This is a genomic window from Streptomyces sp. 130 (assembly GCF_007096885.1).
Lineage (GTDB): Bacteria > Actinomycetota > Actinomycetes > Streptomycetales > Streptomycetaceae > Streptomyces.
On the sequence record NZ_VJNO01000062.1, the window covers coordinates 1 to 23,023 of the forward strand.

A 23,023-nucleotide genomic window follows, 5' to 3' on the forward strand; every position below is an offset into this window, starting at 1 on the left:
GCCGGGCGCCTCCCCTGCCTCCCCCCCCCCCCGCGCCCCCCCGCCCCCCCCCCGCCCCCCCCCCCCCCCCCCCCCCCCCCCCCCCCCCCCCCCCGCCCCCCCCCCCCCGCCCCCCCCCCCCGCCCCCCGCCCCCCCCCCCCCCCCCCCCCCCCCGGCCCCGCGGGGGGTCGCTCAGCCCTCGATGGACGTCATCACGTGCTTGATGCGCGTGTAGTCCTCGAAGCCGTAGGCCGAGAGGTCCTTGCCGTAACCGGACTTCTTGAAACCGCCGTGCGGCATCTCGGCGACCAGCGGGATGTGGGTGTTGATCCAGACGCAGCCGAAGTCCAGGTTCTTCGACATCCGCATGGCGCGCGCGTGGTCCTTGGTCCACACCGAGGAGGCGAGGGCGTACTCGACGCCGTTCGCCCACTCCACGGCCTGTGCCTCGTCGCGGAACGACTGGACGGTGATGACCGGGCCGAAGACCTCGTGCTGGATGATCTCGTCGTCCTGCTTGAGCCCGGAGACGACGGTCGGGGCGTAGAAGTAGCCCTTGTCACCGACCCGGTGGCCGCCCGCCTCGACCCGGGCGTGGGCGGGAAGGCGCTCGATGAAGCCGCTGACCTGGGCCAGCTGGTTGGCGTTGTTGAGCGGGCCGTAGAGCACGTCCTCGTCGTCCGGCAGGCCGGTCTTCGTGTCGGCGGCGGCCTTGGCGAGCGCGGTGACGAACTCGTCGTGGACGGACTCGTGGACCAGCACGCGCGTGGCGGCCGTGCAGTCCTGGCCGGCGTTGAAGTAGCCCGCGACCGAGATGTCCTCGACGGCCTTGGCGATGTCGGTGTCCTCGAAGACGACGACGGGCGCCTTGCCGCCGAGCTCCAGGTGGACCCGCTTGACGTCCTTGGCGGCCGACTCGGCGACCTGCATGCCGGCCCGCACCGATCCGGTGATGGAGGCCATCGCGGGGGTCCGGTGCTCGACCATCGCGCGGCCGGTGTCGCGGTCGCCGCAGATGACGTTGAAGACGCCCTTGGGCAGGATCTGCCCGATGATCTCGGCGATCAGCACGGTCGAGGCGGGCGTGGTGTCGGACGGCTTGATGACGACGGTGTTGCCCGCGGCGAGCGCCGGGGCGAACTTCCAGACGGCCATCATCATGGGGTAGTTCCACGGTGCGACCTGGGCGCAGACGCCGACCGGCTCGCGCCGCACGATGGAGGTCAGCCCCTCCATGTACTCGCCGGCCGAGCGCCCCTCCAGGAGCCGGGCGGCGCCCGCGAAGAACCGGATCTGGTCCACCATCGGCGGGATCTCTTCGGTGCGGGTCAGCGCGATCGGCTTGCCGGTGTTCTCCGACTCGGCGGCGATGAGGTCCTCGGCCCGCTCCTCGAACGCGTCCGCGATCTTGAGCAGGGCGCGCTGGCGCTCGGCCGGTGTGGCGTCGCGCCAGGCGGGGAACGCCGCCGCGGCGGCGGCCATCGCGGCGTCGACGTCGGCGGGGCCGGAGAGCGGCGAGGTCGCGTAGACCTCCTCGGTCACCGGGTTGACCACGTCGATCGTCCGCCCGTCGGCGGCGTCCCGGAACTCCCCGTTGATGTAGTTGCGCAGACGGCGTACCTCGGCGGTCACGGCCACCCCTCCTCATGTATGTCCAATGGGTGAGACGCCCAGCGTAGTCGGGCGCCGTTGTGCTGTGCCGGGCCAGGCGGCCCCGGGGCCCGGAGCGGTCCGGATGCGGCCGATCGAGTGGGAAGAGGCGGGCCCGGGCCGCGTGCTGTGCGCTCACCGCGATCCGAATCCTTACGGTGCCGAGTGACCGATCGGCCCCCTCTTCGTTCCCCCGTACGGGGGACGGGATATCTGATCTGAACCGAGGTGTACGCCATGGTGGCCCCGCCGGACAACGATGTGATCTGGGCGCGTTCCCTGCAGCACTCCCACAACGGCTCGCCCGCGCTCGGCGGGGTCTCCCTGGGCATCCGCGACGGCGAGATCCTCGCGGTGACCGGTCCGCGCGGCAGCGGCAAGACGACGCTGCTGCACTGCCTCTCCGGCCAGCTCGTGCCCGAGCAGGGCGAGGTCTGGTTCAACAGCGTGCCCGTGCACACGATGGGGCCGAGGCTGCGCGAGCGGCTGCGCCGCGACAAGTTCGGCTGGATCGCCCCCGAACCCCAGCTCGTCCCGGAGCTGAACACCTGGGAGAACACCGCCCTGCCGCTCCTGCTGCGCGGCGCCTCGCACCGGGAGGCCAGGAAGGCCGCCATGGAGTGGCTGGAGCGCCTGGACATCGGCACCTGCGCCAAGAAGCGCCCGCACACCCTCCGGCAGAGCCAGCGCCAGCGGATCGCCGTGGCCCGCGCGCTGGCCACCGGGCCCGCGGTCATCTTCGCCGACGAGCCGACCGCGACGCTGCACCGCACGGACCGCACGCACGTCCTGCGGACGCTGACCAGTGCCGCCCGCTCGCACGGAATCACGGTGGTGCTCGCCACCCACGACGCCGAGATCGCCGCGCTCGCCGACCGCGTGGTGCCCCTGCTCGACGGGCGCCGCGTCTCCACCGTCCGGCTGTCCGCCGAAGCCGATCCGGAGGGGCGCGCGGCGTGCTCGCTCTCCGTCTAGCCCGCGGTTCCCATCCGCTGGTCCTGCTGCGGCGGCTGCTGGTCGCGGCGGCCTCCGCCGGGGTCGGCTTCCTCCTCCTGTGCACCCTCGGCTACACCGCCGCGCACCCCCACTCGGCGGGTGCGGTGCTGCGGCTGCTGTGGTGCTTCGTCCCGCTGGCCGCGACCGTTCAGTTCGCCGTCGCGGTGGCCCGTACGGACCCGAGCACCCGGCCGCGCAGCGGGCTGTCCGCCGTGGGCCTCGGCCCGGTGAAGCTCAGCGTGCTCGCCGCGGTCTCGACCGCCGTCTCGTGCACCCTGGGCTCCGCGGTGGCGCTGCTCTTCTTCCTCCATCTGCGCGGCGACCTGTCCGGGCTGCCGTTCGACGGTGCCGCCGCCGACCTGCTCGGGGCCGGCGCGTCGCTGCCCGTCGCGGCCGTGCTGGTCCTGCTGGCCCTGGTGCCGGCGGCTGCCGCGACGGCCAGTGCGCTGGCGCTGCGCGGCCGGCCCGCGGGGGCCGCGCGCGAGACGGACGACGGCGGCGACCCGGTGCCCGGCGAGGAGATCCCCGCCCCCGCCGCGCCACCGGCCGGTCTGCCCTGGGGCGTCGCCCTGACCGCCGCCGGTCTCGCCGTCGAGGCGTACGCGAGCCGGGGCACGGCGGGCACTCCCTTCCCGCTCCCCGGCAAGCTGGACACCACCCCGGCCTCGGTGCTCGTCGGCTGGACGCTCACGGCGATCGGCCTGGCCACGGCGGGCCCCGGCCTGACCCACTTGTGCGGCAAGCTGCTCCAGTCGGTCCGGCCCGGGGCCGTACGCCTGCTGGCCGGCCGGGTCCTGATGGACGAGGCGCGCCGGATCGGCCGCCCCCTCGGCATCGTCTGCGCGGTCCTCTCGGGCGTCATCGCCGCCTTCGCGCTGTACGGGGCGGGCCCCCGGCCGTTCGGCCCGCTCACGGCCCTGGGGGCGGTGCTCGTCGTCGGGTGCACCACGGCGACGCTGCTGACGTCGGCCCTGGAGGCCCGGCAGGCCCGGGCCGAGACGGCGAGGGCGCTGCTGCGGCTCGGGGCGCCGGCCTCGGCGCTGCGCGCGGCGACCGCCTTGCGCGCGGTGGCGCTGCTGGTCCTCTTCGCGCCCCTCACCTGGGCGATCGCCGAGCTGGCCGCCCTGCCGCTGACCCCCTGAGCGCGGCGCGGCGCGACCACGGACCGGCCGGGCGTCCTGCCCGGCCGGTTTCGCGTTCACGGACACCCGTCCGATCGGATGAGCGTTTCGTAGCATGAGCCGCGTGATGAACCTGGACGGGCATCAGAGCGTGCACGCCGACGACCCCGGCGCACTGGTCCGAGCGGTCCGCCGGGCGGCCTGACCTCAGAACAGCGCCGGCAGCACCACGCACTCCGCCGCGTCGAAGGTGACGCCCACCCGCTCGCCCTCCTCCGGCGTCCCGCGCAGCGGGCACTCCGCCTCCAGCACCGGACCGCGCTCCGGGTGCAGGGTCACGGCGACATGGCTGCCCCGGAAGGTGAGCGTGCCCACGACGCAGCGCAGCCCCTTCTCCGGCCCGCCGATCCTCACCCCGGCCGGCCGCACCAGCAGGTCGCACGCGCCCTGCGGTGACCCCGCCGGCACCGGCACCTCGCCCCAGGCCGTGTCCGCCGCCTCTCCCTCGACGGTCGCCTCGACCACGTTGTCGAAGCCCAGGAACCGGGCCACGAAGGCGGAGGCGGGGCGCTGCCACACCTCCAGCGGGGTGCCCACCTGGGCGACGCGGCCCTCGCGCATCACGACGACCCGGTCGGCCAGCGCGAACGCCTCGCCCTGGTCGTGGGTGACGGCGAGCACGGTGGTGCCGAGGCGGCCGAAGAGGGCGCGCAGCTCCACGACGAGCCGTTCGCGCAGGCTGCGGTCCAGCTGGCCCAGGGGCTCGTCGAGCATCAGCAGCCGGGGCCGGGGGGCGAGGGCCCGGGCGAGGGCGACGCGCTGCTGCTCGCCGCCGGAGAGCGCGGCCACGGCGCGGCGTTCGGCGCCGGGGAGGCCCACGAGGTCGAGGAGTTCGGCCACCCGGCGGTCCTGTTCGCCCCGGCCGGCCCCGCGCATCCGCAGGCCGAAGGCGACGTTGGCGCCGACGTCGCGGTGCGGGAAGAGCTGGTGGTCCTGGAACATCAGGCCGAGGCCGCGCCGGTGGACCGGGATGCCGTCCTGGTCGGTGCCGTCCAGCAGGACCCGGCCGCCGTCCGGCTCCTGGAGTCCGGCGACCAGGCGCAGCAGGGTGGACTTGCCGCTGCCGCTCGGCCCGAGGACGCAGACGGTCTCGTGGTCGGCGACCTCCAGGTCGACCCCGTCGAGCGCGGCCCGGTCGCCGAAGCGGACGGTGGCCGATTCGAGCGTCAGCATCGTTCAGAACTCCCCGGATCGGTCGGTGCGGATGCGTTCGAGCAGCAGCAGCGACACCGCGCACACGAGCATCAGGATGGTGCTGAGGGCCATGGCCTGGCCGTAGTTGAGGTCCCCGGACCGGCCGAGGAGCCGGGCCACGGCCACCGGCAGCGTCGGGTTGTCGGGCCGCGCGATGAACACGGTCGCGCCGAACTCCCCCAGCGACACGGCGAACGCGAACCCGGCGGCGACCAGCAGCGCCCGCCGTACGAGCGGGAGGTCCACCTCGCGCCAGGCCCGCAGCGGCGAGGCGCCCAGCACCGCCGCCGCCTCGCGCAACCGCGCGTCCACCGATCGCAGCACCGGCAGCATGGTCCGTACGACGAAGGGCACCCCGACCAGCGCCTGGGCGAGCGGCACCAGAATCCAGGACGTCCGGAGGTCCAGCGGCGGCTTGTCCAGGGTGATCAGGAAGCCGAAGCCGACGGTGACCGCGGAGACCCCGAGCGGCAGCATCAGCAGCGCGTCGAAGCCCCGGACGAGCCGCCCCGCCCGCCGGGTGAGCGCGGCGGCGGCGAGCCCGCCGACGACGAGGGCGATGAGGGTCGCGACGAGGGCGTAGCGCAGGGAGTTCCCGATGGCCTCGATGGGCGCGACCAGGAACGTACCGCTGTTGGCGTCCGCCGAGGTGAGCGCGCGGTAGTAGGCGAGGCCGGAGCCCCCCAGCGAACGTTCCACGAGCACCGCGAGCGGCAGCAGGACCAGCAGCAGCACGCTCAGCAGGACCCCGGCGAGCAGCGTCCACTGCCCGGTCCCGTGCGGCCTGCGCGCGGTCACCGCCGGGTCGACCAGCTTCAGCGCGCGCTCCCTGCGGCGTACGGTCCAGGCGTGCACGGCGAGGATCGCGCCGACGGCGGCGAACTGCACGAGCGTCAGCACGGCGGCCGTGGGCAGGGCGAGCAGCTGCGCGGTCTGCCGGTAGATCTCCACCTCCAGCGTGGAGAAGCCGGGGCCGCCGAGGATCTGCACGACCCCGAAGGAGGTGAAGGTGAAGAGGAAGACCATCAGGGCGGCGGCGGCCACGGCCGGGGCGAGCGCGGGCAGCGTGACGCGCCGCCAGGCGGTGAACCTGCTCGCGCCGAGCACCCGGGCGGCCTCTTCCTGGCGCGGGTCGAGCTGCGCCCAGAGCCCGCCGACGGTCCGGACGACGACCGCGTAGTTGAAGAAGACGTGCGCCAGCAGGATCGCCCACACGGTGGTGTCGAGCCGTACGCCCCACAGCTCGTCCAGCAGCCCGCCGCGTCCGAGCAGCGCGAGGAAGGCGGTGCCCACGACGACGGTCGGCAGCACGAACGGCACCGTGACCACGGCCCGCAGCACCTGCTTGCCGGGGAAGTCGAACCGCGCGAAGACATAGGCGCCGGGCAGCGCGACCAGCAGGGTCAGCGCGGTCGAGGCGAGCGCCTGCCACAGCGTGAACCAGAGGACGTCCCGGATCTCCGGCCGGGCCAGCACCTCGCCGAACCTGCCGAACTGCCAGACGCCGTCCGCCCTGAGCCCCCGGCCCACGATCGCGGCGACCGGATAGGCGAAGAAGACGGCGAAGAACGCGACGGGCACGGCCATCAGGCCGAGCCGCACCGCGGCCCCGCGCCGGGCCCGGGCGCGTGCCGGCCTCCCGCGCGCGCCCGGGCCGCGTACGGGAGTCTTCGCTACTTCACTACGAGCGAGGACCACGACTGGACCCACTGCTCACGGTTCTCGGCGATGGTGCCGGGGGCGACGGTGGCCGGATTCTCCGCGGTCGCGCCGAACTTCGTGAAGAGGTCCGGCACCTTCGCGTCCTTCGCGACCGGGCTGACGAACATGGAGAGCGGCATGTCCTCCTGGAACTTCTTGCCGATCAGGAAGTCCAGCAGGGCCTTGCCGCCCGCCTCGTTCTTCGCGCCGTCCAGCAGACCGGCGAACTCGATCTGCCGGAAGCACGTCCCGGTGGCGACCCCGGTGGGCGCGGTCTTCGGCCGCGGGTCCGCGTACAGCACCTCGACGGGCGGGCTGGAGGCGTAGCTGACGACGAGCGGGCGGTCGGCCTTGGCCTTCTTGCCGCCGGCCGAGCCGGAGAACTCCTCGTTGTACGCCTGCTCCCAGCCGTCCACGACCTTGACGCCGTTGTCCTTCAGCTTCTTCCAGTAGTCCTGGTAGCCGTCCTCGCCGAAGGCGGCGACGGTACCGAGGAGGAAGCCGAGGCCGGGCGAGGAGGTCGCGGCGTTCTCGGTGACCAGCAGGTCCTTGTACGCCGGCTTCGCCAGGTCGGCGAAGGTCTTCGGCGGCGCGAGCTTCTTGTCGGCGAAGTACTTCTTGTCGTAGTTGACGCAGATGTCGCCGGTGTCGACCGGGGTGACCCGGTGCTTCTCCGCGTCCAGCTGGACGTCGGCCGGCACCCGGTCCAGGCCCTTGGCCTCGTACGGGGTGAACAGGCCGTTGTCCAGGGCGCGCGACAGCAGGGTGTTGTCGACGCCGAAGAACACGTCGCCGCGCGGGGAGCCCTTGGTCAGGATCTCCTGGTTCAGGGCGGCGCCCGCGTCCCCGCTCTTGAGGACCTTGACGGTGTAACCGGTCTCGCGGGTGAACTCCTTCAGCACGTCCTTGGAGACGTTGAAGGAGTCGTGGCTGACGAGCGTGACGGTCTTGGAACCGGCGCCCTCGGTGGAACCGGAACCGGAAGCCGAGTCGTCGGAACTTCCGCAGCCGGCCAGCGCGGTGAGGCCGAGCGCGGCGGCGACGGCCGCCACCGCGGCCTTCTGGGTGGTGCTCATGTGTGATTCCTCCTGGAGTGACCAGGAAGAGACGCGGCCCTGCCCGCACACCGGCCGGAGCCGGAAGCGGGCAGGGCGCAACAGCTTGAGTATGGTCCGAACTTCCTACCCGGAATGACCCGGGCGAGGTTCAGAGGGTCTGCGGCCAGCCTGTCCTCGGTGCCGCACTCTCAGCGCTGTGGCGCTCCCCTGTCGGAATATGCAGTTGATTTCGGCCCCAGGCTACACGGCCGTTTCCAGCCGCGGTGCCGGGCACCGACGGCCGCCCGTCCTCAGCGCTCGGAGGCCGCCAGCTGCCCGCAGGCGCCGTCGATCTCCTGGCCCCGGGTGTCGCGGACGGTGACCGGCACGCCGTGGCTCGCGATGGCCTCCACGAAGGCCCGCTCGTCCTCCGGCCGCGAGGCGGTCCACTTGGAACCGGGCGTCGGGTTCAGCGGGATGAGGTTGACGTGGACCCGCTTGCCCTTGAGGAGGCGGCCCAGCAGGTCGCCGCGCCACGCCTGGTCGTTGATGTCGCGGATCAGGGCGTACTCGATGGAGACGCGGCGGCCGGACTTCTCCGCGTACTCCCACGCGGCGTCCAGCACCTCGCGCACCTTCCACCGGGTGTTCACCGGCACGAGGGTGTCGCGCAGCTCGTCGTCCGGGGCGTGCAGCGAGACCGCGAGGCGGCACTTGAAGCCCTCGTCGGCGAACCGCAGCATGGCGGGCACCAGGCCGACGGTCGACACGGTGATCCCGCGCTGCGAGAGGCCGAGGCCGTCGGGCTCGGGGTCGGTCAGCCGGCGGATCGCGCCGACGACGCGGTTGTAGTTGGCCAGCGGCTCGCCCATGCCCATGAACACGATGTTGGAGAGCCGGGCGGGGCCGCCGGGGACCTCGCCGTCGCGCAGCGCCCGCATGCCGTCCACGATCTGGTGGACGATCTCCGCGGTCGACAGGTTGCGGTCGAGACCGGCCTGCCCGGTCGCGCAGAACGGGCAGTTCATCCCGCAGCCGGCCTGCGAGGAGATGCACATCGTGACCCGCTCCGGGTAGCGCATCAGGACGGACTCGACCAGCGTCCCGTCGTGCAGCTTCCACAGGGTCTTACGGGTGGTGTCGTCGTCGCAGCTGATGTGCCGGACGACGGACATCAGGTCGGGGAACATCGCCTCGGCGAGCTTGTCCCGCGAGCCGGCCGGGATGTTGGTCCACTCGGCCGGGTCGTGCGCGTACCGCGCGAAGTAGTGCTGCGAGAGCTGCTGGGCGCGGAACGGCTTCTCGCCGATCGCGGCGACGGCCTCCCTGCGCTCGGCGGGCGTGAGGTCGGCGAGGTGCCGCGGCGGCTTCTTGGCTCCGCGGGGCGCGACGAAAGTGAGTTCTCCGGGCTTAGGCATGGTTCTTCCAGTGTGGCAGACGCGCGGAGGTGCCCCCCGCGTCGTGGTGAGGCGCGGCTTACGGGGTAACCGGGGCAGCACGGAGAGTTCCGCAGCCGCCGCAGGAGGTAGGTGCCGTGCACACCGTCAAACACTGGTTCAGCGACAGCCTGACCGGGCAGGGCCTGGTGGTCTTCGGACTCGGTGTGGGCCTGAACGCGCTGTTACGCCGCGACGAGCCCCCGGCCATGTGGCTGGTCCAGGGCGCCGTCTACACCGTCGTCGTCGTGGTGGCCGCCGGCCTCCAGCGGCGTCATATGAGCCGGGTCACGGGTGCCTCACCGGGCGCCGTCGCCGGCCTCATGCGCAAGATCCGCCACCACGAGGTACCGCGCGACCCGCAGGAGCGGGCGGTGATGCGGCGGCTGGTCGACGACCAGCTGGGCCGCGTCGAGCGGGGCGAGCGGTGGCTGCCGTACTGGCTGGGCGCCATGGGCCTGGTCGCGGTCGGTCTGCTCGTCCTGGGCTTCACCGGCGGGGCCCTCGGGTACTCCCTGTTCTTCGCCGTCTTCGTGGTGGCGTTCTGCGTCTGGCTCCTGTGGGCCCGCCGCCGGGCGGTGTCCCGCTACCGCGACATGCGGTCGGCGCTGCGCGAACAGGGCTGACGCCACATGGCTGAGGGGCCACCGCTCGCGAGCGGTGGCCCCTCAGCCATGTGTGCGGCCGGTCTCAGCCGGAGCCGACGAACAGCACGAGCAGCAGCCAGACCACCGGGGCGGTCGGCAGCAGCGAGTCCAGCCGGTCCATGATCCCGCCGTGGCCGGGCAGCAGCGTGCCCATGTCCTTGATCCCGAGGTCCCTCTTGATCATCGACTCGCCCAGGTCGCCCAGGGTGGCGCTGGCCGCGACCGCGAGGCCCAGCAGCAGCCCCTGCCACCAGGAACCGTCGTCGATCAGGAACTGCATGCACAGCGCACCGGCCACCATGGCGAAGGTGACCGCCCCGAACAGGCCCTCGCGGGTCTTGCCGGGGCTGATGCGCGGAGCCAGCTTGTGCTTGCCGAACCGCCAGCCCACCGCGTACGCCCCCGTGTCGCTGACCACGGTCAGCAGCAGGAAGGTCAGCACCCGCTCCGGGCCGTCGTCGGCGGTCAGGAGCAGGGCGACGAAGGTGGCGAGGAAGGGTACGTAGAACGCGGCGAAGATGCCCGCGGTGACGTCCCTGAGGTAGTCCGCGGGCGGCTGGGCCATCCGCCAGACGAGCACTGCCAGGGCGGTCAGGGCCATGGCGATCCAGGCGCCCTCGGCCCCGCGCGCGTACCCGGCGACGACCATGGCGGCGCCGCCGACCGCGAGCGGCACGAGGGGCGCCTTGATGCCCTTGCGCTCCTCCAGGCGGGAGGTGAGCTCCCAGAGGCCGACCACGACGGCGAGCACGATCACGCCGACGAAGACCTTTTTGACGACGAAGAGCGAGACGACGACCAGGGCGCCGAGTCCCAGGCCGACCCCTATGGCCGCCCCGAGGTCCCGGCCCGCGCGCTTCTTCTGCGGAGGCGGGGGCGGCGGCGGCGCGGTCGGCATGGGCTCCTGCGGCTTCTCGTCGCGGAACAGGGGGCCGCCGCTCAGGCGTCCGGCCCCCTGGTCCCGGTGATCACGGTCTTCAGCGTCTCTACCTGCGTCGGGAACGTCCGGCACGATGGGCATGGGCCGAGTCTGCTGGGCGTCGTGCACATCGTAGGCAGGACCCGCCGCAGCGCCCTGCATCTCCGGCGCGACCCGGTGGCCGGCGCCCTGCGGAGCGCCCCAGGAAGAGTCGTTCATCAGACTTCGAGCAGCTCGGCTTCCTTGTGCTTCAGCAGCTCGTCCACCTGTGCGACGTACTTCGCGGTGGTGTCGTCGAGCTCCTTCTCGGCGCGGCGCACCTCGTCCTCGCCGGACTCCTTGTCCTTGACCAGCTTGTCGAGCGCTTCCTTGGCCTTGCGGCGGACGGCCCGGATCGAGATCTTGGAGTCCTCGGCCTTGGTCTTGGCGACCTTGATGTAGTCGCGGCGGCGCTCCTCGGTCAGCTCGGGGAAGTTGACCCGGATGATGTTGCCGTCGTTGCTCGGGTTGACCCCGAGGTCCGAGTCGCGGATGGCCTGCTCGATGTTGCGCAGCGCGGTCTTGTCGAACGGCGTCACGACGGCCATACGGGGCTCGGGCACCGAGAACGAGGCCAGCTGGTTGATCGGGGTCGGCGCGCCGTAGTAGTCGGCGACGATCTTGTTGAACATCGCCGGGTGCGCACGGCCGGTACGGATCGCGGCGAAGTCCTCTTTCGCGACGACGACGGCCTTCTCCATCTTCTCCTCGGCCTCGAGGAGGGTTTCTTCGATCACCACGTGCTCCTGCGTGTTGTGAACGGGCCCGGCGGGCCCGGCGGGTCCTGCGTCGCGTCCTCACCTGCACGGTGTCGGACCGGCAGGCCGTTGTCCATCTTCCGGGGCGGTCCCGCGCCCCTGTTCCACCGGGCCTCACCGGTGGACGCGCCCGTGGTCAGGCGCGGGTGTCCTGGTCGCTCACGAGCGTGCCGATCTTCTCACCCTTGACGGCGCGGGCGATATTGCCCGCGGTGGTGAGCTCGAAGACGAGGATCGGCAGCTCGTTGTCACGGCAGAGCGTGATGGCGGTGGCGTCGGCGACCTTGAGGTCGCGGGCGAGCACCTCGCTGTACTCCAGCGCGTCGAACTTGACCGCGGCGGGGTTGGTCTTCGGGTCGGAGTCGTAGACCCCGTCCACTCCGTTCTTCCCCATGAGCAGCGCCTCGGCGTCGATCTCCAGGGCGCGCTGGGCGGCGGTGGTGTCGGTGGAGAAGTAGGGCATGCCCATGCCCGCGCCGAAGATCACGACGCGGCCCTTCTCCAGGTGCCGCACGGCGCGCAGCGGGATGTACGGCTCCGCGACCTGGCCCATGGTGATGGCGGTCTGGACGCGGGAGTCGATGCCCTCCTTCTCCAGGAAGTCCTGGAGGGCGAGGCAGTTCATCACGGTGCCGAGCATGCCCATGTAGTCGGAGCGCGCCCGGTCCATGCCCCGCTGCTGGAGCTCGGCGCCGCGGAAGAAGTTGCCGCCGCCGATGACGACCGCGATCTCCGCGCCGTCCCGGACGACCGCGGCGATCTCCCGGGCGATGGCGTGCACGACGTCGGGGTCGACTCCGAGGCCCCCGCCGCCGGCGAAGGCCTCTCCGGACAGCTTCAGCATGAAGCGTCCGCGCACCTTGCCGTCCTCGCGCTTGTCGTCGTCTTTGGCGGCGTCCGCGCCCTTGTTCATGGGGTTTCTCCTCGTGCACATACGAAGAAGGCCATTGCCGGTGGGTCTGGTGTCCCTTGCGGCAATGGCCTCCTCGTCAGATCTGCGGTCGTACGGCGGTGTGCGGCCGACGACTGCACCAGACCCTACCGGGTCCGCCGTTTTTCGCGGACGGACTCAGATGCCGACCTTGATGCGCGTGAAGCGCTTCAGGGTGACACCGGCCTCGTCCAGAACCTTCTGGACCGACTTCTTGTTGTCCAGCGCGTACGGCTGGCCGAGGAGGGTGGCCTCCTTGAAGAAGCCGTTGACCCGGCCCTCGACGATCTTCGGGAGGGCGGCCTCGGGCTTGCCCTCGGCGCGGGTGGTCTCCTCGGCGACGCGGCGCTCGGCCTCGACGACCTCGGCCGGGACGTCCTCGCGGGAGAGGTACTTCGGCGCGAAGGCGGCGATGTGCTGGGCGAGGCCCTTGGCCAGGTCGGCGTCGGCCTTGTCCAGCTCGACCATGACGCCGATCTGCGGGGGCAGGTCGGGCATGGTGCGGTGCATGTAGACCGAGACGAAGGCACCCTGGAACTGCGCGAAGCGGTCCAGGACGATCTTCTCGCCGAGGTTGGCGTTGGCCTCGTCCACGTACGCCTGGACGGTCTTGCCGGGCTCGATCTCGGAGGCGAGCAGCGCCTCGATGTCGGCCGGGGAGGTCGCGGCGACGTGCGCGGCCAGCGCGTTCGCGACGGCCTGGAACTTGTCGCCCTTGGCGACGAAGTCGGTCTCGCACTTCAGCTCGACGAGGACGCCGGAGGTCTTGTCCTCGGAGACGAGGGAGACGACCGCGCCGTTCTCGGCGGAACGGCCCTCGCGCTTGGCGACGCCCTTCTGGCCCTTGATGCGCAGCGCCTCGACGGCGCCGTCGACGTTGCCGTCGGCCTCGTCGAGCGCCTTCTTGCAGTCCATCATGCCGGCGCCGGTGAGCTCGCGGAGCTTCTTGACGTCAGCGGCGGTGTAGTTCGCCATGAGTCTGTGTTCTCTCTCGAAGTCTGAAAGATCTACGGGTGGACGGCGGGGGCGGTGCCGGTGCACCGGCCCCCGCCGTCTTCAGCCGTGACGGGTGTCAGGCCTGCTCGGCGTCCGCGGCCGGGGCCTCGGCCTGCTCGGCGGCGATGGCGGCCGGCTCCGCGTCGGCGGCGGCGTCCTTCTCGGTCTCGACGGAGGACTGGACCTCGGCGTCGGCCTTCTTGTCGCCCTCGAGCAGGTCGCGCTCCCACTCGGCGAGGGGCTCGCCGGCGGCCTTCTCGCCCGGCTTCGAGTCGCCGGTGGCGGCGCCGGAGCGGGCGATGAGGCCCTCGGCGACGGCGTCGGCGATCACGCGGGTGAGCAGGGTGACGGAGCGGATCGCGTCGTCGTTGCCCGGAATCTTGTAGTCGACCTCGTCGGGGTCGCAGTTGGTGTCGAGGATCGCGACGACCGGGATGTGGAGCTTGCGCGCCTCACCGACGGCGATGTGCTCCTTCTTGGTGTCGACGACCCAGACGGCGCTCGGCACCTTCTGCATCTCGCGGATACCACCGAGGGTCTTCTCCAGCTTGGCCTTCTCGCGGGAGAGGACCAGGAGCTCCTTCTTGGTGAGGCCGGAGGCGGCCACGTCCTCGAAGTCGATGAGCTCCAGCTCCTTCAGGCGCTGGAGGCGCTTGTAGACGGTGGAGAAGTTGGTGAGCATGCCACCGAGCCAGCGCTGGTTGACGTACGGCATGCCGACGCGCGTCGCCTGCTCGGCGATGGCCTCCTGGGCCTGCTTCTTGGTACCCACGAACATGATGGAGCCGCCGTGCGCGACGGTCTCCTTGACGAACTCGTAGGCGCGGTCGATGTACGACAGCGACTGGAGCAGGTCGATGATGTAGATGCCGTTGCGCTCGGTGAAGATGAAGCGCTTCATCTTCGGGTTCCAGCGACGGGTCTGGTGACCGAAGTGGACGCCGCTTTCCAGCAGCTCCCGCATCGTGACGACGGCCATGGCCGTACTCCTTGGTTTTCTCGGTTGTCGCGGCAGCAGGATTGCTGTCGCGCCTGACGCCCCGACGCGCCGTGCCGCAAGGGACCGAGGGGCGCGGCCACCTCCGCTGAACGGGTGGTGGCGGGGCGTGCGAAGTCGACCCGGTGACCCGGGTCGCCAGAAGAAGTGTACGGGACCGTCCGGGTCCCGGGTGACGGCGCTGTCCACAACCGGCCGGTAGTCCACAGATCCGGCTCAGGACCCCCACGCGGGCGGGGCCCGGAGGACGGTGGTGCCATGCGAATCACATGCGAACGGGTGCGGTGGTGGGCGCCCTGGGCCGTCGCGCTCGCCGCGCTGGTGGCGTGGGGCGGGTGGCCGGGCGCGGCCGTGGCGGCGGACACCGGCGACCGGGTCTGGCCACTGGCCGGGCGGCCTTCGGTGTTACGGGGGTGGGAGCCGCCCGCCGGGCCGTACGGTCCGGGCCACCGGGGGGTGGACCTGGCCGCCGCGCCGGGCGCCGAGGTGCTGGCCGCCGCCGCGGGCCGGGTCTCGTTCGCGGGGGCGGTCGCCGGGCGGGGAGTGCTCTCCGTGGAGCTCGCGGGGACGGGCGGCCCGCCGCTGCGGACGACGTACGAGCCGGTGCGCCCGCTGGTCGCGGAGGGCGACGAGGTGGCGGCGGGGCAGGTGGTGGCCGTGCTGGCGGCGGGGCCGTTCCACTGCGCGGCGGGCTGTCTGCACTGGGGGCTGCGCCGGGCGGAGGCGTACCTGGACCCGCTGTCACTGCTGCCGCCGTCGCTGCTGCGGCGCGGCCCCTCGCGCCTGCTGCCGGTGTACGGGGTGCCGCTGCCGGAGACGTCGGGGGCGCCGGTCGCGCACGGGGCACTCGCGCCCGCTCTGCTGGTGGTGCTCGCCGTGCCGTGGTGGCGGCGGGGTCAGCCGCGGGTGCCGGTGCCGCGGACGCCGTCGAGGATCATGGCGACGGCGGTGTCGGCGACGACGCCGGGCTCCTCCGCCACGGTCAGCTCGATACGCCGGACGGCGGCGTCCACGGAGCCCTGCAGCAGCATGGCCGCGAGGCGGGGCTCCGCGTGGCCGAGGTCGCCGAGCGCTTCCACGATCATGGCGATGAGCCCGCCGTGCGCGGCCCGGATCTTCTCGCGGGCACCCGCGTCCAGTTCGCTGGCGGAGATCGCGACCACGGCCCGGTGGCGCCGGTCCCCGACCAGGTCGAGCTGGCGCCGCACGTACGCCTCGATCTTCTCCTCGGGCGTCCCCGCCCGCTCCATCGCGCTCTCCACCTCGGCCGCCCAGACGGGGAAGTCGACGGCGCAGAGCTCCTCCACGACGGCGGCGCGGGAGCGGAAGTACTCGTAGACGGAGGACCGGGCGAGGCCCGTGCGTTCGGCGAGGGCGGGGAAGGTCAGAGCTTCCGTGCCCCCTTCGGACAGCAGGGAGCGCGCTGCGTCCAGGAGGGCGCCGCGCTGCATGGTCCGGTGCTCGGCCACGGAGGCCGCTCGAATCCTGGGCACGGCTCCACTCTACGGCGGCGGCCGCCGAGAGGTACGCCCTCGGGCGGAGAAGGCCGGCCGCGGCAGGGGCGGGCCCCGGCGGCGGGCCCGCTCAGCGCCCGGCGTCCGCCAGCTTCGCGCGGAGCTGGAGCACCGACTTGGTGTGGATCTGGCTCACCCTGCTCTCGGTGACCCCGAGGACGTTGCCGATCTCGGCGAGGGTCAGGCCCTCGTAGTAGTAGAGCGTGACGACCGTCTTCTCACGGTCCGGGAGGGTGTTGATCGCCCGGGCGAGCAGGCGTCTCAGCTCCCGGTCCTCCGCCACCTCCACCGGGTCGTCGGCGGCGGTGTCCTCCAGCGTGTCCATCAGGCTCAGCCGGTCGCCGCCCTCGCCGCCGACGTGCAGCAGCTCCTCCAGTGCGACCACGTTGGCCAGGGACAACTGGCTGAAGACGGCGTGCAGATCGTCCAGCGTGACGCCCATCTCCGCCGCGACCTCCGCCTCCGACGGGGTGCGGCGCAGCTGCGCCTCCAGCGTCGCGTAGGCGCGTTCGACGGCGCGCGCCTTCTGCCGGACGGAGCGCGGGATCCAGTCCAGCGCCCGGAGTTCGTCGATCATCGCGCCCCGGATGCGGGTGATCGCGTACGTCTCGAACTTGATGGCCCGTTCGATGTCGAACTTCTCGATCGCGTCGATCAGCCCGAACACCCCGGACGAGACGAAGTCCGCCTGCTCGACGTTGGACGGCAGGCCCACGCTCACCCGCCCGGCGACGTACTTGACCAGGGGTGAGTAGTGCAGGATCAGCTGCTCCCGCAGCCGCCCGTCACCGGTCGTCTTGTACGAGCGCCACAACTCGTCGAGCGAGGACGGGGCGGGAGGGCGCACAGTGCCACGCGCAGCCGGTGGTACTGCCGCGCGGTCAGACCCGGAGGTGTGCTGGGGCATGTGGTGCCTTGAGCCGTTCTGCCGTGAAGTACTGGGACTTGTCTCTGGGGCGGAATCCTTGTGAGCGTAGCGTGACTGAGCTGTCGCGGTGCGCGCAGGATAGAGGATGGCGGCCGGGCACTCCCGGGCCTGCGGGGATGACGCGCCATCCGACCGCGGACATGACAGCCCGCAGGGGCGCGGACACGTCGGGTCCCGGGGCCGTCGCCGCAGGCACCGGCCCCGGAGCCACCGTCGAAGCGTCCGCCGAGGTCATCGGCATCACCTTTTCACCCGAATGCCCCGGGTCAAGAACCGCCTCGCCGCACGCCGTCCCGGCAAGTCGCCCTCCGCGTCAACCTCCATCCCTCGCCCTCACGTTCGACGTATCCCAGTGAGTGCAGTTCGTACAGCTTGCCGAGGGCCTCGTCGGCGCTGGTCCCGGCGCCCCGCGCCACCTCCCGGACATCGACGGCGGCCCGTGCCGGAAGGGCGTCCAGCACCCGCCCGGCGACGGTGTCGAGCAGGTCCCGGGCCACCACCGGGCCGCTCCTGGACGGTGCCAGGTCTCCCATGTCGCCCACCAGCTCGGCCACTTCGGCGGCGTCCGTCACCAGCACGCCTTCCCCGCGCAGGAGTTCGTGGACACCGGCCGACAGGCCGCTGGTGGCCGGCCCCGGGACCCCCATGGTGAAACGCCCCAGCCGCTGCGCGACCCGCGCCGTCACCAGCGAACCGCTGCGGTACTCCGCCTCCACGACCACCGTCCCCCGCGTCAGCGCGGCGATCACCCTGTTCCGCAGGACGAACCGGCTCCGCGTCGGGTGCTCGGACGGCGGCAGCTCACCGATGACGAGCCCCTGCCCGGCCACCCGCGCGATCAGCTCGGCGTGCCCCGGCGGATAGGCCACGTCCACCCCGCAGGCCAGCACCGCGATCGTCGCCCCGCCCGCCGCCAGCGCGCCCCGGTGCGCCGCGCCGTCCACCCCGAAGGCGGCGCCCGAGGCCACCACCCAGCCGCGCTCCGCGAGCCCCGCGCCCAGCGTCGTCGCCATGTGCGCCCCGTACGGGGTGCAGGCGCGGGCGCCGACCACGGCGACCGAGCGCAGCGCCCAGAGCCGCAGGTCGGGCCCGCCCCGCACCCACAGCCCGGTCGGCCGCGCGTCGCCCAGGTCGTCCAGCTGCGTCGGCCACTCGCGGTCTCCGGGGCAGACGAAGCGCCCGCCGATCGCGGCGATGTCGGCCAGGTCCCGCTCCGGGTCCGCCCGGGCGGCCCGCAGCCGGTAGCCCGCGAGCCTCCGCACCGTCATGCCGCGCAGCCGCTCCGCCTCCCCGGCCGGGTCCGTGATGCGCCTCCACAGCCCGACCGCGCCGCACTCCCGCAGCCACCGCCCGCCCCGCTCGTCGCCCGGCTCCAGCACCCGGGTCAACGCCGCCCGCGCCAGCCGCTCCGACGCCTCCACGCCGCCGCCGGCATCCGGGGCCGCGCCGGGGCCCAGGCGCGGGCCGGGACCGGGATCGGGGCCGGGGCCAAGGCCGGGACCGAAGCCGGGGCCAGGGCCAGGACCAGGACCAGAGCCGGGGCCGGGGCCAGGGCTGGGACCAGGGCCGAGGCCAGGGCCGGGACCAGGACCAGGACCAGGGCCGAGGCCAGGGCCAGGGCCAGGGCCGAGGCCAGGGCCAGGGCCGGGACCAGGACCAGGACCAGGGCCGAGGCCAGGGCCGGGACCAGGACCAGGGCCGAGGCCAGGACCGGGGCCAGGGCCAGGGCCGGGGCCCCGGTCCGCCGCCCACGCGCCGTAGCCGAGCGGGGCTCCCCCGTGGCTCGTCATGGCGCCCCCGCCCCCAGCGGCACCCCGCGCGGGATGCCGCCGCGCAGCTCCAGGGCGGCGGCCACGTCCGACGCGTCGGGGCGGGCCGCGCCGCGCAGGTCCGCGACCGTCCACGCCACCCGCAGCACCCGGTCCAGGCCCCGGGCCGTGAGCAGCCCGCGCTCCATGTCCCGCTCGGCCGCCATCAGCGCGCCCGGGGCCGCGGCCAGCCGCGTCCGCAGCTCGTGTCCCGGCACCTCGCTGTTGGTCGTCCAGGGCGTGCCGGCCAGCCGTTCGGCCGCACGCTCCCGGGCCTCCCGCACCCGGGCGGCGACGGTCGCCGTGGACTCGCCCCGGCCGCCCCGGCCCATCAGGTCCTCGCGCGTGACCGGGGCCACGGCCACCCGGAGGTCCACCCGGTCGAGCAGCGGCCCGGAGAGCCTGGCCTGATAGCGCCGGACCGCCGACGGCGGGCAGTCGCAGCCGTCACCGCTCAGGGAGTGCCGCCCGCAGGGGCACGGGTTGGCGGCGAGCACCATCAGGAACCGGGCAGGCAGCCGCACCACCCCCGCGCTGCGGGCCACCACGACGTGACCGGACTCCAGGGGCTGGCGCAGCGCGTCCAGCGTCTTCACGGAGAACTCCGGCGCCTCGTCCAGAAAGAGGATTCCGCGGTGGGCGAGCGAGACGGCTCCCGGTCTGGGCAGTCCGTTGCCCCCGCCGATCAGCGACTGCATGGTCGCCGAGTGGTGCGGAGCGCAGTACGGCGCCCGGGCGATCAGGGGCTCGCCCGGCGGCAGGATGCCGGCCACCGAGTGGACGGCGGTCACCTCCAGGGACTCCTGCCGGGTGAGCGGCGGCAGAATCGCGGGCATGCGCTCGGCCAGCATGGTCTTGCCGGCGCCCGGCGGGCCGGTCAGCAGCAGGTGGTGGCCGCCGGCCGCGGCGACCTCCAGGGCCATGCGCGGCTGCTGCTGGCCCGACACGTCCGCCAGGTCCGGCCGGGCGCCGTCCCCCGCAGCCGGGCCCCGGGAGAGGCCGGTGCCCAGTCCGGCGCCGGGCACCAGCAGCCCCGCGAGCGACGGATCGGGGCGCCCCGCCTCGTCGGGCCGCCCTTCGTCCGGCACCGGTTCGTCGCACAGCACCGCGATCAGCTGCCGCAGGCTGCGCACCCCGAGGACGGAGACACCGGGGACGAGGGCCGCCTCGCCCGCGGTCTGTTCCGGGACGACCACCTGGCGGTACCCGGCGTCGGCCGCCGCGAGGACGGCGGGCAGCACCCCCCGGACGGGGCGCACCCGGCCGTCGAGCCCCAGCTCCCCGATCATCACCACATCGGCGATCGACCGGGGGTCGATCCGCTCCGCCGCCCCCAGGACCGCGCACGCCACGGCCAGATCGAAGCCCGAGCCGCCCTTGGGCACCGAGGCCGGCGACAGCCCCACCGTGAGCTTCTTCTGCGGCCACTCAGCCCCGGAGTTGACCACCGCCGCCCTGACCCGGTCCCTGCTCTCCACCAGGCTCTTGTCGGGCAGCCCCACCAGTGTGAACGCCGCCACACCGGCCTCCAGGTCCGCCTGGACCTCCACCACCACGCCCTCGACGCCGACCAGGGCGACCGAGCAGGCACGTGCGAACCCCATCAGGCCACCCCCCGCGCGTGCTCGGCCAGAGGTGCGCCGCGCTCGGGCAGCACCACCCCGACCAGGTCGATGCGCACCCCGCCCGGCGGCGGGCCGCCGTGCCGCTCCAGCCAGAGCGCGGCCAGCCGGCGCAACCGCTCGGCCTTGGCCGGGGTGACCGCGGCCATCGGATGTTCGTACGCACCCGACCTGCGGGTCTTCACCTCGCAGATGACGAGCGCGTCCCCGTCCATCGCGACGATGTCGATCTCACCGGCGCGACAGCGCCAGTTCCGTTCCAGGACGGACATGCCGGCGTCGGCCAGCAGCCGCGCCGCCAGGTCCTCGCCGTACCGCCCGAGAGCCCCCCGTGCGTTCATATCGGCACCACCTCCGGCACCGACTCTGACGCGTCCGCCCTATTTCAGTGGATCTTGGTGGACAAGCGGGCGATTGTGGATAACTCAGCCACCCGGAAGTTCGAGATCGCTCTTGTTGAGCTCCTCGATGTTGACGTCCTTGAACGTCAGTACCCGTACCTGCTTCACGAACCGGGCGGGCCGGTACATGTCCCAGACCCAGGCGTCCGCCATGGACACCTCGAAGAACACCTCGCCCTGGACCGAGTGCACCTGCATCTCGTAGTCGTTGGTGAGGTAGAAGCGCCGTTCGGTCTCGATCACGAATTTGAACAGACCGACGACATCGCGGTACTCCCGGTAGAGCTTCAGCTCCATCTCGGTCTCGTACTTCTCGAGGTCCTCGGCGCTCATTGGCATGTTCCCCTTCAGCCGTGCGTTTCCCCATTGTGCGCCGGGCTCCGGCGCCCCGGAGCTCAGCCGCTTCCGGGTGCCAGGTCCACCGGCGTACGCGGAGGGCCCTCGTCGAGCAGCCTCCGGAGCAGGTCGGCGAGCCCGGTGGGGTACACCGTCTCACGCGCCGCCGACAGTTCGGCGGAGGTCCACCACCTCAGCCCCGTGACACTGCGGCGTTCCAGCCAGGTGTGGCCGCTGGTGTCCGTGGCGGTCTGTGCCGTACGGGCCAGGAAGTACCGCTCGTCCTGGTCCCATCGCCGGCCGTCGAAGGTGAAGGAGCAGCGACGCCGCCAGATCACCGGGCCCAGTTCGGCTTCGGTGATCCCGGTCTCCTCGGCCAGCTCGCGCAGCGCGGCCCGCTCGTGGGTCTCGTCGCCCTCCAGACCGCCGCCCGGGGTGAACCACCAGGTGCGGGCGGGGTCCTCCGGTTCGAAGCCGTGCATCAGCAGAATCCGGTCGTCCGGATCGAGGAGTACCAGGCGGGCGACCCTGCGCACCTCAGCGGACACCCGCGGCCGCCTCGGGCTTCGCGCTCCGCTTCGGCCGGGCGGCCCGGGCCGCGAGCGGGCCGTAGGCCGCCCCGCCCAGGATGAGCACGATGCCCGCCGCCATGGCGGTCAGCTGGAGCCTCAGCGGCCCGGCCGACGAGACACCGCCCGGCAGCGCGGCGAACGCCTCGGGCCGGTCGATCATGGAGCCCAGCGGCCAGGCGACGGCGTCGAGCCTGGCCTCCACGGCGTCCCGGGGCACCGATCCGTGCACGGCGTCCTCCAGGTGGACCCGGGAGTCCAGGGAGACCGTGCGGTCGTCACCGAGCAGGAAGAGCCGGCCCTCGGGGACCTCGGCGGTGAAGTCCTGGGCCGAGGCGCGGCCGGACGCCCGCAGATACGGTTCGTCCATGGGTATGCCGTTGACGGTGAGGCGGCCGTCATCGCCGCAGCAGGCGATCTTGTCGCCGCCGACCCCGACGATCCGCTTCACCATGGGGGCGTCGCCCCACTCCGGATCCTTGAACACCACGACGTCGCCGCGCCGGACCTCGCTGCCGTCCACGCGCTGGGCGAGGACCTTGTCGCCCGCGTTGACCGTCGGGGTCATCGACCCGGTGGGCACGGTGTACGGCTGGTAGCAGAAGGCGCCCCAGACGAAGCCGCCGAGGAAGAGCAGGCAGCCGAGGGCCACCGCCGCCCCGGACAGCCTGCCGCCGAGCCGGCCGCGGCCGTCGTCCGTACGACCTGTTGCACCCATACCGGCGTCCCCCATCGGAGATCGACAATCGCTGATCCGCGTGGGCACCCTACCCGGCAGTACGCGCGCGGGTCAGCCTCCTCCTGCGCCGGAGCACGAACGGGACCGCGCCCGCGAGCCCCAGGGCGCCCGGTGCGGCTCCGGCCGCGGCGCTGATCCCGGGCTGGTCGAAGGTGTCCGGCACGGACAGCACGGACCAGCGGTTCACCGGCCACGCGACGACCACGGCCCGGCCCACGACCTGGCTCACCGGCACGAAGCCCTTGTTGACGTCGTCGGTGTGGTAGCGGGAGTCCGCCGAGTCCTGGCGGTGGTCGCCCATCACCCAGATCTTGCCGTCGGGCACCTTGAACGGCCCGAAGGGCATGTCGTCGCAGGCGCTGTTGCCGGGGAAGACGTAGGGCTCGGTGAGCGCCTTGCCGTTGACCTCGACCGGGCCGCCCTTCTTGCACTCCACGGTGTCACCGGCGACCGCGATCGTCCGCTTGATCAGGTCCTTCTCCTCGGCCGAGGGCATCAGCCCGACGAAGCTCAGGAACTTCTGCGCGGCGTTGGGCCTGGGGGTCGGCTCGTCCCTCAGCCAGCCGTCCGGGTCGTGGAAGACGACGACCTCGCCGCGCTCCGGCTCCGAACCGAACCACGGCGTCAGCTTGTCCACCAGGACC

Annotated in this window: 22 protein-coding genes, 1 pseudogene and 1 riboswitch; of the genes and pseudogenes, 4 read left to right on the top strand and 19 right to left on the bottom strand. The window is 72.9% G+C overall.

Annotated elements, in window-relative coordinates; translation table 11 throughout:
* Positions 1–172: 172 nt before the first annotated feature.
* On the bottom strand, positions 173–1,612 hold the full coding sequence (locus FKN01_RS30920; protein WP_143625973.1) for a gamma-aminobutyraldehyde dehydrogenase: 1,440 nt from the start codon (positions 1,610–1,612) through the stop codon (positions 173–175).
* 255 nt (positions 1,613–1,867) lie between these two features.
* Between FKN01_RS30920 and FKN01_RS30925 the strand changes: the two genes are divergently transcribed.
* Positions 1,868–2,605 carry an ABC transporter ATP-binding protein gene (locus FKN01_RS30925; protein WP_143625974.1) on the top strand — a complete coding sequence of 246 codons (738 nt, stop codon included), beginning with the start codon at positions 1,868–1,870 and terminating at the stop codon, positions 2,603–2,605.
* Entirely contained in the window at positions 2,587–3,768 is a 1,182-nt protein-coding gene (locus FKN01_RS30930; protein ID WP_185993060.1) for a hypothetical protein, read from the top strand. Before FKN01_RS30925 ends, FKN01_RS30930 begins: the two co-directional genes overlap by 19 nt.
* Positions 3,769–3,954: 186 nt before the next feature.
* Here the strand turns inward: FKN01_RS30930 and FKN01_RS30935 are convergent, their stop codons facing one another.
* The 4 genes from FKN01_RS30935 to rlmN all read right to left on the bottom strand — a co-directional run bounded on the left by FKN01_RS30935 (position 3,955) and on the right by rlmN (position 9,157).
* Entirely contained in the window at positions 3,955–4,980 is a 1,026-nt protein-coding gene (locus FKN01_RS30935; protein ID WP_143625975.1) for an ABC transporter ATP-binding protein, read from the bottom strand.
* A gap of 3 nt (positions 4,981–4,983) precedes the next feature.
* On the bottom strand, positions 4,984–6,588 hold the full coding sequence (locus FKN01_RS30940) for an iron ABC transporter permease (protein ID WP_143625976.1): 1,605 nt from the start codon (positions 6,586–6,588) through the stop codon (positions 4,984–4,986).
* An 86-nt stretch (positions 6,589–6,674) separates the two neighbouring features.
* Positions 6,675–7,778, bottom strand: coding sequence for a thiamine ABC transporter substrate binding subunit (locus FKN01_RS30945; protein WP_143625977.1), 1,104 nt, complete (start codon positions 7,776–7,778; stop codon positions 6,675–6,677).
* Positions 7,779–7,862: 84 nt separating this feature from the next.
* A riboswitch (TPP riboswitch) is annotated at positions 7,863–7,979 on the bottom strand.
* 71 nt (positions 7,980–8,050) lie between these two features.
* Positions 8,051–9,157, bottom strand: coding sequence for a 23S rRNA (adenine(2503)-C(2))-methyltransferase RlmN (rlmN, locus tag FKN01_RS30950; RefSeq protein ID WP_143625978.1), 1,107 nt, complete (start codon positions 9,155–9,157; stop codon positions 8,051–8,053).
* Positions 9,158–9,273: 116 nt separating this feature from the next.
* Between rlmN and FKN01_RS30955 the strand changes: the two genes are divergently transcribed.
* Positions 9,274–9,801, top strand: coding sequence for a hypothetical protein (locus FKN01_RS30955; protein ID WP_143625979.1), 528 nt, complete (start codon positions 9,274–9,276; stop codon positions 9,799–9,801).
* Positions 9,802–9,865: 64 nt separating this feature from the next.
* Here the strand turns inward: FKN01_RS30955 and FKN01_RS30960 are convergent, their stop codons facing one another.
* The 5 genes from FKN01_RS30960 to rpsB all read right to left on the bottom strand — a co-directional run bounded on the left by FKN01_RS30960 (position 9,866) and on the right by rpsB (position 14,444).
* Complete coding sequence (locus FKN01_RS30960; RefSeq protein WP_143625980.1) at positions 9,866–10,960, bottom strand: phosphatidate cytidylyltransferase; 1,095 nt, start codon at positions 10,958–10,960, stop codon at positions 9,866–9,868.
* Positions 10,960–11,517 (bottom strand): ribosome recycling factor, encoded by a 558-nt coding sequence (gene frr, locus FKN01_RS30965; protein WP_018102371.1) that lies wholly within the window; start codon positions 11,515–11,517, stop codon positions 10,960–10,962. Before frr ends, FKN01_RS30960 begins: the two co-directional genes overlap by 1 nt.
* Positions 11,518–11,674: 157 nt before the next feature.
* Complete coding sequence (pyrH, locus tag FKN01_RS30970; RefSeq protein ID WP_143625981.1) at positions 11,675–12,451, bottom strand: UMP kinase; 777 nt, start codon at positions 12,449–12,451, stop codon at positions 11,675–11,677.
* A 156-nt stretch (positions 12,452–12,607) separates the two neighbouring features.
* Entirely contained in the window at positions 12,608–13,444 is an 837-nt protein-coding gene (gene tsf / locus FKN01_RS30975) for a translation elongation factor Ts (RefSeq protein WP_143625982.1), read from the bottom strand.
* Positions 13,445–13,541: 97 nt separating this feature from the next.
* The gene (gene rpsB, locus FKN01_RS30980) at positions 13,542–14,444 is read right to left on the bottom strand and encodes a 30S ribosomal protein S2 (protein WP_143625983.1); all 903 of its coding nucleotides are present in this window, start codon (positions 14,442–14,444) and stop codon (positions 13,542–13,544) included.
* Between the two features lie 276 nt (positions 14,445–14,720).
* Between rpsB and FKN01_RS30985 the strand changes: the two are divergent.
* A pseudogene (locus FKN01_RS30985) lies at positions 14,721–15,140 on the top strand (peptidoglycan DD-metalloendopeptidase family protein); the annotation flags it as partial.
* A gap of 218 nt (positions 15,141–15,358) precedes the next feature.
* Here FKN01_RS30985 and FKN01_RS30990 read toward each other — a convergent pair.
* The 9 genes from FKN01_RS30990 to lepB (FKN01_RS31035) all read right to left on the bottom strand — a co-directional run.
* Positions 15,359–15,931: a TetR/AcrR family transcriptional regulator gene (locus FKN01_RS30990; protein ID WP_143625989.1), complete on the bottom strand. Its 573-nt coding sequence runs from the start codon at positions 15,929–15,931 to the stop codon at positions 15,359–15,361.
* 115 nt (positions 15,932–16,046) lie between these two features.
* Complete coding sequence (whiG, locus tag FKN01_RS30995) at positions 16,047–16,883, bottom strand: RNA polymerase sigma factor WhiG (protein ID WP_143625984.1); 837 nt, start codon at positions 16,881–16,883, stop codon at positions 16,047–16,049.
* A gap of 287 nt (positions 16,884–17,170) precedes the next feature.
* Positions 17,171–18,325 (bottom strand): DNA-processing protein DprA, encoded by a 1,155-nt coding sequence (dprA, locus tag FKN01_RS31000; RefSeq protein ID WP_185993061.1) that lies wholly within the window; start codon positions 18,323–18,325, stop codon positions 17,171–17,173.
* Between the two features lie 365 nt (positions 18,326–18,690).
* Positions 18,691–20,316 carry a YifB family Mg chelatase-like AAA ATPase gene (locus FKN01_RS31010; protein WP_143625985.1) on the bottom strand — a complete coding sequence of 542 codons (1,626 nt, stop codon included), beginning with the start codon at positions 20,314–20,316 and terminating at the stop codon, positions 18,691–18,693.
* Positions 20,316–20,675: a YraN family protein gene (locus tag FKN01_RS31015; protein WP_018102379.1), complete on the bottom strand. Its 360-nt coding sequence runs from the start codon at positions 20,673–20,675 to the stop codon at positions 20,316–20,318. Before FKN01_RS31015 ends, FKN01_RS31010 begins: the two co-directional genes overlap by 1 nt.
* A gap of 84 nt (positions 20,676–20,759) precedes the next feature.
* Positions 20,760–21,068, bottom strand: a complete 309-nt coding sequence (locus tag FKN01_RS31020; protein WP_043444228.1) for a DUF2469 domain-containing protein — start codon at positions 21,066–21,068, stop codon at positions 20,760–20,762.
* A 62-nt stretch (positions 21,069–21,130) separates the two neighbouring features.
* Positions 21,131–21,619, bottom strand: a complete 489-nt coding sequence (locus FKN01_RS31025) for an NUDIX hydrolase (RefSeq protein ID WP_143625986.1) — start codon at positions 21,617–21,619, stop codon at positions 21,131–21,133.
* On the bottom strand, positions 21,609–22,358 hold the full coding sequence (gene lepB, locus FKN01_RS31030) for a signal peptidase I (RefSeq protein WP_185993062.1): 750 nt from the start codon (positions 22,356–22,358) through the stop codon (positions 21,609–21,611). The genes FKN01_RS31025 and lepB (FKN01_RS31030) overlap by 11 nt, the downstream gene beginning before the upstream one ends.
* 49 nt (positions 22,359–22,407) lie before the next feature.
* A partial coding sequence (gene lepB / locus FKN01_RS31035; RefSeq protein WP_143625987.1) for a signal peptidase I occupies positions 22,408–23,023 on the bottom strand: 616 nt, incomplete at its 5' end.

Excerpts from the sequence above, each read along its gene's own strand:
- FKN01_RS30925 (WP_143625974.1), top strand. The coding sequence starts at position 1,868 with ATGGTGGCCCCGCCGGACAACGATGTGATCTGGGCGCGTTCCCTGCAG.
- FKN01_RS30935 (WP_143625975.1), bottom strand. The coding sequence starts at position 4,980 with ATGCTGACGCTCGAATCGGCCACCGTCCGCTTCGGCGACCGGGCCGCG.
- FKN01_RS30940 (WP_143625976.1), bottom strand. The coding sequence starts at position 6,588 with ATGGCCGTGCCCGTCGCGTTCTTCGCCGTCTTCTTCGCCTATCCGGTC.
- FKN01_RS30945 (WP_143625977.1), bottom strand. The coding sequence starts at position 7,778 with ATGAGCACCACCCAGAAGGCCGCGGTGGCGGCCGTCGCCGCCGCGCTC.
- rlmN (WP_143625978.1), bottom strand. The coding sequence starts at position 9,157 with ATGCCTAAGCCCGGAGAACTCACTTTCGTCGCGCCCCGCGGAGCCAAG.
- FKN01_RS30960 (WP_143625980.1), bottom strand. The coding sequence starts at position 10,960 with ATGAACGACTCTTCCTGGGGCGCTCCGCAGGGCGCCGGCCACCGGGTC.
- pyrH (WP_143625981.1), bottom strand. The coding sequence starts at position 12,451 with ATGAACAAGGGCGCGGACGCCGCCAAAGACGACGACAAGCGCGAGGAC.
- tsf (WP_143625982.1), bottom strand. The coding sequence starts at position 13,444 with ATGGCGAACTACACCGCCGCTGACGTCAAGAAGCTCCGCGAGCTCACC.
- rpsB (WP_143625983.1), bottom strand. The coding sequence starts at position 14,444 with ATGGCCGTCGTCACGATGCGGGAGCTGCTGGAAAGCGGCGTCCACTTC.
- whiG (WP_143625984.1), bottom strand. The coding sequence starts at position 16,883 with ATGCCCCAGCACACCTCCGGGTCTGACCGCGCGGCAGTACCACCGGCT.
- FKN01_RS31010 (WP_143625985.1), bottom strand. The coding sequence starts at position 20,316 with ATGGGGTTCGCACGTGCCTGCTCGGTCGCCCTGGTCGGCGTCGAGGGC.
- FKN01_RS31015 (WP_018102379.1), bottom strand. The coding sequence starts at position 20,675 with ATGAACGCACGGGGGGCTCTCGGGCGGTACGGCGAGGACCTGGCGGCG.
- FKN01_RS31020 (WP_043444228.1), bottom strand. The coding sequence starts at position 21,068 with ATGAGCGCCGAGGACCTCGAGAAGTACGAGACCGAGATGGAGCTGAAG.
- lepB (WP_185993062.1), bottom strand. The coding sequence starts at position 22,358 with ATGGGTGCAACAGGTCGTACGGACGACGGCCGCGGCCGGCTCGGCGGC.